This is a genomic window from Longimicrobium sp. (genome assembly GCA_036387335.1).
Lineage (GTDB): Bacteria > Gemmatimonadota > Gemmatimonadetes > Longimicrobiales > Longimicrobiaceae > Longimicrobium.
On the sequence record DASVTZ010000181.1, the window covers coordinates 48,079 to 57,599 of the forward strand.

General features: G+C 65.3%; 10 protein-coding genes. 8 read left to right on the plus strand and 2 right to left on the minus strand.

Features of this window, described 5'->3' with window-relative positions:
• The first annotated feature begins 53 nt into the window (after nucleotides 1-53).
• From VF647_18070 to VF647_18085, 4 genes are all read left to right on the plus strand, one after another.
• A complete protein-coding gene (locus VF647_18070) occupies nucleotides 54-443 on the plus strand; it encodes a hypothetical protein (protein HEX8453998.1) in 390 nt (129 codons plus the stop codon).
• Between the two features lie 306 nt (nucleotides 444-749).
• On the plus strand, nucleotides 750-1,859 hold the full coding sequence (locus VF647_18075) for a M57 family metalloprotease (protein HEX8453999.1): 1,110 nt from the start codon (nucleotides 750-752) through the stop codon (nucleotides 1,857-1,859).
• A gap of 419 nt (nucleotides 1,860-2,278) precedes the next feature.
• Nucleotides 2,279-2,722 carry a hypothetical protein gene (locus VF647_18080; protein HEX8454000.1) on the plus strand — a complete coding sequence of 148 codons (444 nt, stop codon included), beginning with the start codon at nucleotides 2,279-2,281 and terminating at the stop codon, nucleotides 2,720-2,722.
• Between the two features lie 252 nt (nucleotides 2,723-2,974).
• Nucleotides 2,975-4,096, plus strand: coding sequence for a hypothetical protein (locus VF647_18085; protein ID HEX8454001.1), 1,122 nt, complete (start codon nucleotides 2,975-2,977; stop codon nucleotides 4,094-4,096).
• Between the two features lie 89 nt (nucleotides 4,097-4,185).
• Here VF647_18085 and VF647_18090 read toward each other — a convergent pair whose 3' ends face one another.
• Together VF647_18090 and VF647_18095 are read right to left on the minus strand one after the other, a co-directional pair.
• Nucleotides 4,186-5,661 carry a multicopper oxidase family protein gene (locus VF647_18090; protein ID HEX8454002.1) on the minus strand — a complete coding sequence of 492 codons (1,476 nt, stop codon included), beginning with the start codon at nucleotides 5,659-5,661 and terminating at the stop codon, nucleotides 4,186-4,188.
• 171 nt (nucleotides 5,662-5,832) lie between these two features.
• The gene (locus tag VF647_18095) at nucleotides 5,833-6,402 is read right to left on the minus strand and encodes a GNAT family N-acetyltransferase (GenBank protein ID HEX8454003.1); all 570 of its coding nucleotides are present in this window, start codon (nucleotides 6,400-6,402) and stop codon (nucleotides 5,833-5,835) included.
• Between the two features lie 223 nt (nucleotides 6,403-6,625).
• Here VF647_18095 and VF647_18100 point away from each other — a divergent pair, with 223 nt between their 5' ends.
• From VF647_18100 to VF647_18115, 4 genes are all read left to right on the plus strand, one after another.
• On the plus strand, nucleotides 6,626-6,967 hold the full coding sequence (locus tag VF647_18100) for a hypothetical protein (GenBank protein ID HEX8454004.1): 342 nt from the start codon (nucleotides 6,626-6,628) through the stop codon (nucleotides 6,965-6,967).
• A gap of 123 nt (nucleotides 6,968-7,090) precedes the next feature.
• Nucleotides 7,091-7,861 carry a hypothetical protein gene (locus VF647_18105; GenBank protein HEX8454005.1) on the plus strand — a complete coding sequence of 257 codons (771 nt, stop codon included), beginning with the start codon at nucleotides 7,091-7,093 and terminating at the stop codon, nucleotides 7,859-7,861.
• 230 nt (nucleotides 7,862-8,091) lie between these two features.
• Nucleotides 8,092-8,550, plus strand: a complete 459-nt coding sequence (locus VF647_18110; protein ID HEX8454006.1) for a hypothetical protein — start codon at nucleotides 8,092-8,094, stop codon at nucleotides 8,548-8,550.
• 90 nt (nucleotides 8,551-8,640) lie between these two features.
• Nucleotides 8,641-9,384 (plus strand): hypothetical protein, encoded by a 744-nt coding sequence (locus VF647_18115; protein ID HEX8454007.1) that lies wholly within the window; start codon nucleotides 8,641-8,643, stop codon nucleotides 9,382-9,384.
• The last annotated feature ends 137 nt before the right edge of the window (nucleotides 9,385-9,521 follow it).

The following is a 9,521-nucleotide window of genomic DNA, read 5'->3' on the forward strand; positions in this document are numbered from 1 at the left end:
TTAGCGGCTGCCCAGGCATCCCGGTTGGGCTCTCAACCCCGTTCGGAGGAACGATGCGAATCCTGATCGCCACTGCCGCCCTGCTTTTCACCGCCGCCTCGGCCAGCGCCCAGAGCGCGCCCATCTTGCGGGTCGACTCTCTCGAACAGGCCGCGCGTCGCGCGCGGAACGACAACGACCGTGCCGCCGCCGCCAGTGCCCTGGGGTTGGCCTATGCGGATCTGGCCGCCGACTCCGCCGCCTCGCGGCTCTTCGTTGGGGTGACGGTCGCGGGATTCGTCGATCAGCGCGACCGTGCACAGGGTGCGGTGCAGGTCTCGCAGCTGGCGGATGAGGCCCTCCTTCGCCTCGCGGCGATCGAGGCGGCCCAGCGTGCCATCATCGTCCAGCAGAACGCCCGTATCATCGAGCTCCTCGGCCAGCTGGTGAGACAGCCGAGGTAAGCCGGCGGGTGAAATCGCACGGCTCGCTGCCGCCGCAGGGGTTGTTCCGAGGCACATCTTGAGCGGCCGAGCATCTGAGTTGATGCTCGGCCGCTCGCCGATTCACCTTCGTGGCGAAGTGCGAATTTGCGCCTCGTTCCTGATCCCGCCGGCTGGCGCCTCAGCGATCAGCGTGCGGACGTGCATTGGGGCTTGCATCGTTTTCAGACTTTAAATAGGATAGATGTCAGGGTGGGCGTGCGGCGGGAGCCTGGTCGATCCCCCTCGTACACTTGTAAAACAACCGACCATCAGGAGGATGGCACGATGTGGAATCGCAGTCTGTTTGTGGCCATCGGGTGCAGCACGCTGCTGGTGGCGGCGTGCGGTGACAATCCCACCGAGCAGCGGGCGGAAACGCCGGACGCGGTGGTGGAGGCGGTCCGTGCGATGGGCTTCCGCACCGACATGATCGAGGATCACGGGAGCTACCTGCTGGTGGAGGGCGACATCTACCTCCCCAAGGCGGAAATCGGCGCAGGGGGCCCGCTCGCTCCCGGGAAGCCGCGCTACCAGTACACCACCACCAACCTCGTTTCGTCCACCAAGATCAACCAGATCACGGTCGATCTCTCCGGGCTCAACTCGCAGCCGGCGTGGCAGACCGCGGCGCGCACCGCGATGTCGCACTGGAGCGGGATCACCGACGCCAACGTGACAATGGTGGAGGGCTCCCCGGCAGACATCACCGTGAGCACCACCTGCACGTCGTCGAACGTGGCCGCGTCCGCCTCGTTCCCGGGTAGCGGCAATCCGGGGAGCACCGTCTACGTGAACACCTGCTTCGGGTATTCCACCAGCAGCGCCCAGAAAGTGCACAACATGGTGCACGAGCTCGGGCACACGATCGGCTTCCGGCACAGCAACTACGCGCAGCTGGGCGAGAGCGCCGGGACGGTGGGCGCCAACCACGTCTACGGCACGCCGACCAGCGGCAACGCCACCGGCTCGGTGATGAACGGCGGAACGGCGCTCAACTCGTGGGCGGGCTTCGCTTCGTCCGACCTGACGGCGGTTCGTTCGCGCTATCCGCTGCCGGGGCCGTCGGGGCTCTCCGTCACCGATTCCAACGGGACTCCGCTGGTCAGCTGGAACGCGGCGAGCGGCGCCACCAGCTACACCGTGTCGCTGATCACCTTCAATACACAGAACGGGAGCTACACGAACCACTACTACACTACGCTCGGCACCACGACCGGCACGTCGTACCTGGATTCCGGCAACACGTACACGGGCGTGTACGAGTGCAACTACGACTGGGGATGGGACGGTGGAACGCAGGGCGCCTGGTACGAGTACGCCGTCCAGGCCACGTACGCCAAGGGTACCAGCCCCATCCTGTACTCGCGCATCTACGCACCGGTCGCGCAGTGCTAGGCTGAGCGGGGCTTTGAAGGTGAAGCAAAGGGCCGGTCTCCCCGCGCGCGAGACCGGCCCTTTCATACGTGTGGCTTGCGTCCATACCGAAAACCCATCTACTTGCGGGGTGTTCGGCGGCGCACCTTTCGATGCTCACGCGCGCGGCAGCAGGGCGCACGCGATGAGCGGAATCGCCACGCCCGCCCTTGCTTGCAGGCATGCTCTAGCGAGTTCGCTTCGTACCCCTGCTATCCTCGCCGCTTAACGTCTTCCGGGCGCGCTGTCCAACACTGAGCGCGCGGTGAGGGACTACGTACCGGGCGTCCACCTGGACACCCCCATTTCGCCGGTGTACCAACGCTAAGACTCCCCCAGCGCCCTCTGCCCAGCGTACCCATTGGGCTGAGCCCGGGAATGACAGCCATCGGAGGAGACGCATGACTGACGAAGAGATCATGAAGGAGTGGCGATCGCGCGCCCAAGATCAGAGGTCGAGTGTCATTAACCATTTCTTGAGTTACGCGGTCGCACTCCTCGGACTCCTTTCGTCGGTTCTACTTGGCTCTGACCGTGCTCCAGTTGGATCACCGGTATTCTTCTGCGCGTCTGGACTTTGTGCCTTGCTTTCGGTGACAGTCGGCTGCGGTCTAGTACTGATCCGGCTCAGAGAGGCGCGTCTTCGTGCTCGGATCCCACGCCTCCGGACGGAAACGCGCGCCAAGCGGGAGATCGCGTTGATTGATGATGAAGTTAATGGACTGAAATCGTGGACCGAGAGGTTGATCACGGCTCAGGTAGTATTGTTCACTCTCGCTCTAGTTGCATTGCTGGCCTGGCTGATCATAGCTCATGGGGAGAAACTCAGTTTGAGTAGCGGCTGAATCGGGTCAGCTGAAGGTCTACCCGCAAACGGGAGCGCACGAGAACTCCTGCGCGTTTGGCCACCTCCTGCGAGAGACGCCACGCGTCGAACCGGAGACCTTCTTCAGGCGCGATTGCCTTATGCGTTATCGTAGGGGCATGATGTACGAACAATCCTGCCCAAATCCCCCCGGCCAGACCGGGTAAAGTATGGTTTGTTTAGAAGGTGATGCCAGCTCGCCAACAGACTCCAAGGCTTTATAGGATCTGCGATGTTCGAGAGAATGCCCAGTGCGGAAACAGAGTGGCTGATCCAGTACACACCGCCTGTATCTCGCTCAAGTCTGGATCGTGTGCAGGCCATCCTTCGTACGCATCAGCCTTTCGTGCCGGGTCCGTTCCTGGCAGATCCGTACGATGTCGTCACCTACCTACCCCGACAGCTGATCCATCGTGAGGAGTACTGCCTCTTAGTCGACCGCAACATAGTCACACGATGGATTGGAGCAGTCCGCGGGGGCAAGATTACACCAGCCCATCGCGCCGCGGCGGCCGTGATGGCCTTTGCCCAATGTGCCGACCTTCTGATCGAACCTACGATTGCATTCCATGAAGTCGTCGGCCGCATGAGTGACGCGGAAATTGGCCAGGAAATCGAGTTATTCTACACTGCCGAAGAAATCTTGCCGACCGCTTGGACCAAGCTCGCGCTGGGCCAAGAGAACTCACTTCCCGAGCCTGCACCCGAGACCCGACGCGAGCGAATATCCCATGATTTGAGCATGCCGCTTTATCGCTGGCGCCGCAGCTATGTCCTAGCTCTCAAGATCGCGGATCTTCAACTCGCCGGCGGTAAACCCGAGGCCCTCATGCGCCTCCTCATTGAGTGGATGTACTCCGATTTTCTAATTGGTGCGGCCGCTGTGCAGTTAGCCTCCCACTACTTCGCTCCTGGAGCGCCGCGATCTGGGTTGCTGAAAGCACTCTACTCGCCGGATCGTCAGAGGGCTATCGAGGGAGTACGGAATGCTGCTTGGGATCTCACGCTAATCGGAGAGTGGCTCCGTCGAGCACGGCAACAACTTGAAAACCCCGGAGAGAATCGTCGATGGATTCTGTGCACCCTTGATAGATCAGTGAGGAATATGGCCGATGGCATGCTATCATACGACGAATCAGAGGACGATCTATCTGATTTGATAGTGCTCTTTTCACGGGTTTGGCGCCCAGAGGTGGCACAAAGACTGGCAACTTTTTTGTACAAATGCCAGTTGGATGCGGCGAACCCGAGCCGGTACCTGAATCAAGATCCAAAGGCGGAGGCCATCGACGCGTTGATTTTGGAAGGCGAGGAGCGCGTCAGAAGTTGGACCTCAAGCGGGCACCGTTCCTAAATCCTACCGCGGTTAGGTTTGAAATACTCAGCAGCCGCGGACGACGTAGTCCGCGGCTGCTGAGTATTTTCATCACCCCAAGCCGCGCCTCAGTGGGCGGCGTGCGGCGGCGCGCTGGTGAACATCGCGTTGCACTTCTGGCGGCCGTTGGGGTCCGCGGGGTCGTAGACGCAGACGTTGTGCATCATCCCCTCGTCCTCGTGCTGCAGGACGTGGCAGTGGAAGACGAACGGGCCCGCCGCGATCGGCTCGAACACGAAGCGGATCACCACCGTGTCGCCCACCGTGTTCCCAGACGCGTCGCGGTGCACGCCGATGGGGATGTTGTCGCGCAGGCGCCCCTCGTTGGCCGGCCGCCCGTTCACCGTCATCACCGCGAAGTCGGTCTGGTGGATGTGAAAGGTGTGGAGGTTCTTCGTCTGGTTGATGATGGTCCACTCCTGCACCTGGTGCCACGGCATGGCCACCGGCGGGTGGTTCGGGGCGTAGATGGTGTCGTTCACCCCCGCGCTGTCGCCCACGAACTGGTAGGTGAAGGTGTGCCGGTTCACCTCGCGCGCCTCGGTGAGGAAGCGCAGCGTGTCCATGACGGCGTCGTCGCGCCCGGCGGGCACGGGGCGTTCCACCCGGCGCGCCGAGCGCGAGGGCATGCCCACCAGGTACCCCAGCCTGGCGGGGCGCGCGTTGGGGAAGATGGTGTCCGTGTACAGCTCCACCCGCCTCCCCACCGGGGGCCCGGTGACGATCACCTCGGCGCGGCTCCCGGGCGGCAGGTACAGCGAGTCGACCGTCTCGGCGCGTGCCAGCGGGTTGCCGTCGAGCGCCAGGAGCGTCCACTGCATCCCGCGCAGCTTGAGGTTCAGGAAGTGGTTCGCGCCGAAGTTGCCGATGTGCCACAGCTGCTTCTCGCCGGGGGCCACCGGGAGCAGCGCGCAGGTGCTGCCGTTGATGTTGAACACCGTCCGCGACGCGAAGGTGAACGACATGTCGCGTACGAGCAGCGTCCTTTCCCGCACGCCGCGGTACTGCGGGAAGTACTTGAGGATGGAGCCGATCATCAGCGCCCCGCTCAGCCCGCCGGCCACCTGCGATCCCGTAAGCCCGTGCGGGTGGGGATGATACCAGAACATCCCCTCGGTGTGGTAGCTGGGAATGGGAAAGTCGTAGCGCCGGGCCGGCGCGCCGGTGGGGATGGCCACGTGCGTGACGTTGTCGCCGCCGTTCGGCCGGGGGGTCACCACGAGGCCGTGGTAGTGGTAGTTGGTGAACGCCACGTCCGCCGCCGTCTGGTCCTTGGTGGGGCGCATCGCGTTCACCACCGACATGTCCACCGTGTGCCCTGGCGAGATGAGGAGCGTGGGCGCCACGAACTGCCCGTTGTAGACGTTCGTGGTGTACGTGGTGTCGCCGATCCGGTAAGTCGCCGGCGCCATCCGCATGATGGTGCCCTGCAGGTCCCTCTGCACGGGGTCCTTCACCGGCCCGCACTGCTGTGCGGCGGCGTACTGCGCGGAAAGCCCCACCGCGAGCAGCGGGGGGATGATACGGGGGAGTAGCGGGCGCATGTTCGTCCGGTGGATCAAAAGGTGTGACTGCGGGACCCGCGGGAAGGGTGGACGTGGAGGAATTTCGGCGCTGAAAGCCGGCGGGGGACACCGGCCCAATCCACGAACCGTCGCATAATACGAAGCACGATCGCGCCGTGCAATGACTCCGCGCCGCCGCGTGGGAAGGCGCTACCGCAGCTCCAGCCGCATCAGCACGCGCGGAAATCCGTTGATCACCGACGTGGTGTCCGCCGCCTTGCGAAACCCGGCCTTCTCAAAGAGCGCGCGCGTCCCGACGTACGCCATCGTGAGATCCACCTTGCCGCCCTGGTTGTCGACCGGGTATCCCTCGATGGCCGGCGCGCCCCGCGACCGCGCGTACTCGACCGCGCCCGCGAGCAGCGAATGCGAGATCCCTCGCCCGCGGTGTCCCGGCCTCACGCGGATGCACCACACCGCCCACACGTCCGCGTCATCGACGTGCGGGATGGCGCGGGCGCGCGCAAAGGTGGTCTCCGCGCGCGGCGCGACCGCCGCCCACCCCACGACCTCGTCGCCATCGTACGCGAGCACGCCGATGGGCCCGCGCTCCATGAGCTCGGCCACCCTGGCGCCGCGCGCGGGACCCTGCAGCGAAACGTTCTCCTTCGATGGGATGCGGTAGCTCAGGCACCAGCACACGTTCGCGTCCGGCCGCTTCGGCCCCACCATCGTCCTGACGTCTTCGAACACCGTCGCCGGCCGAACCTCGATCGCCATGCGTTAGGATCCCAGAGGAGGGGGAGAAGATCAGCCCCTGTAAGAGACACGCGAGGCCAGGACGGCGTCAAGTTCGCTGCCCGCGGGCCGAACGAACGCTTGCAGGCGCCGCGCGGGCGGGCAACATTGCGGGTGTCCAGCTCGCCTCGCCCGCACATCCTTCAGACCAGGGCGACCCCTCGTGACTCCGTTCGCGCGAGTCGTTCTCTTCGCGGCGGCTACCGTGCTCCTGTACGACGCCGTGGCCGCGACTGCATCCCGCGCTCTTGGCTTTCCGTACGGGTCGGCGAGCGTAGGTTCGTGGCTCATCTATGCAGGCGCGGCATTCTTTGCCACGCGCGCGACCGGGAGCCCGTGGATGGGGGTCCTGGCGGCGGCCGCCGCGGGACTGGTGGACTCCACGGCCGGCTGGCTGATCTCTGCCTGGATCGGTCCAGGGCGGCCGGCGCCGGGTACGTCGCCAGGTGCCATCGCGACCACCGTCGTCCTCGTCCCGCTGATGGCCGGCGCGGTCGGGTTGGTGGGGGCCTTTGCCGCTCGCCTGCTCGGGCAACGCCCCCTTTGACCGAACGGTTCGACCCAGTCGATCATGGAGCCGCGCGAGCTGCCCAACGAACGCGGCCTCACCAGGTCGCCGGCGTGCACTGTGTCGGCGGCAACTACGGATCTCGTGTCCCCACTTAGCACCATGCCGAGGAGATTCCGCGCCGCGCGCCCGGGGGCGCTGCTGGGATTGTACCCGGCCGGGATTTTTGTCGGCGGGCTGCTGGGGACTGCGAGCTTCGGTGCGGATTGGTCCTTTGACCGCCTCGGGGTCGCCGCAGCCGTCGCGTTGCTGAGCGCCGCCCTGTACTTGTACGAGCAGCGGTTGGCGGCCATCGGGATTCTCGCGGGAATCACAGTCGGCACGGTTGAAGTGGTTGGAAACGCGGTGAGTATACCGGAGGCAATCGCGTATGTACTCTGGGATGACCTCGTCGCGTTCGACCGCCACTTCTACCTCTACCTGGCTTCGGCAGTCGTAGCGCTGATCACCGGGATCTGTGCGTTGTGGTCGGCCGCGGTGTTGTTAGGACGGTATCGCCGCGATCCATCGGTGCGTCCTCTTTTCCTTATGCTCCGTGTAGCGGGTGCAGTAGAGTGCGGGATCATGCTGCTCATTGCACACTTCGGCCTGGGCGGCTTTCAGCAGAGCCGAATTCAGCTTGCTCTACTTCTCACCCAGTTCCCCTCGGCCTGGTTGCTTGGGTGGATGGGGTGGTGCTGTGGAATCGAAGGCGGGCTGGTTTTTACGGACGTCCTCGATCACCACTGGGGAGGGTTGACCATGATCGGCATTCCGATCTTGCTGGTGGTCAACTCTGCGCTGATTGCGCTGGGCCTCCTTGCGATCCGGGCATCGGTAATCCTCTTTCGGGAGTGGGAGGCCGGGCGCGATGCGAAAGCACCTCTCGGTTGATCATCGTAGGCGTCTGTTCTGAGTACGGGAGCGCGATTACGGCAGTGGTGTCACGTGCTGCAGTCGGACGGCGCGGCCCGGCGCGATGCGGAGCGCTAGGGTCCGCGGACAGGACGCTTGCGTGTATAACCGGAACCCAGCTAGTTGCAGGATAGTCCGGTGGCCACTCGCCATACGGCGCCCCGGTGGCTGAACCTGGTGTTCGGCGGCCCCCACTGCTGCCCAGGAAGATGGACGCAATCGACACGCGCGTCGGACCGCTGCCAAGCGACGCGGTTGTTCAGGCATACCGCGGCTTTCAGAAGCGGCTTGCCTCGGGCGGAGTTGCTTCGCCGCCGGATCCGGATGACTCTGAGGAGGCCGGGCACGACGCATTCGAGGGTGCAATCTGGGACGGCCCCGCCCAGACGGCCTGGCGCCTCGTGCTGGAGCTCCTTCGTACCGCACCCGATGACGACCTCGGGTTCTATGCTGCCGGCCCTCTCGAGGATCTGGTTCGCCTGCACGGCGCCGAGCTCATCGAGGATGTCGAGGCGGAGGCGCGCCGCGACTCCCGGTTCCGATGGGCGCTCGGCTGCATCTGGCTGTCGCACGGGGAGTTGCCTGCCGACATCCTCGCCCGCATAGTGCGCGCAAGCGGCGACCAGATCAAGCCGCTGCCTCCCCTGAATGAGCTGGACCACGCGTAGGATGACGGTGCAGCCGAGTTCCGACTGCTGGCAGCTTGCCGCACCGCACAGCACCTCGATTCCAGGACCCATCGACCAGTGAGCTCCATCATGCGCCGAATCCTTTGCATCGCCATGCTGATGATGGCCACCCCGATCCCCGGTACGGCCCAGACTCCGCAGCGATCCCCCGCGGAAGAGGCCACGCAGGCCGCACGCGCGCTCTTTCTCGCCGTGGCCGAGGCGCGGTGGGCAGATGCCGCGGCGCTCGTCCATCCCGCAACGCTGGAAGAGACACGCCTGCGGCATCTGGAGCACGCGCGGCGCGCGCCCGAGCTGGAGCGCCCCGAGACCGCCGAAGAGCTGATGCGGAGCGACCCGGCGATGCCACGCGTGGTGGCGGAGTACCAGGCGAGCCGCTCGGCCGAGATGCGCAGGAGGTTCCCGCCCCCGCGGCTGTCCGACGGGTTCGCGCGCGTGGAGACGCTCGCGGAGCTGGAGGCGCTCTCCGCGAAGGAAATGTTCGCCCGCTTCCTGGAGGCCACGGACTGGCGCAGCCTCGCGGCGCGGCAGATCGAGCGGGGCGGAGGCACGATCACTCCAGAGGGACGCGCGGCCCTGCCGAGAAACCGCCACGAGGTGCTCGGTGCCGTTCCCGACGGGCCCGACGCGGCCTACGTCGTGTACCGCATCATCCACGTGGGCGACGGTCCGCGCGAGGTCCAGACGCTACGGATGGAGCGCACCCCCGAGGGCTGGCTTGCGCGGAACATCTACTTCGCCGGCCATGGCGGCGTCGGCATGCAGATCGTGGAGTGGGAAGGACGGCCACTCACCACTCCGGGAAACCCATGAGCGATCCGTCCGCGCCAGAGAGGCGAATGCAGCGGACGCGCGGCGCGACCGGGCCTGGCTCTCGACCGTATTCCCGGCCCCGGATGAGCCCGCTAGGGAAGGTCGGGTTGGCGGTCGCGCTGGTGGCCGCGGTGGGG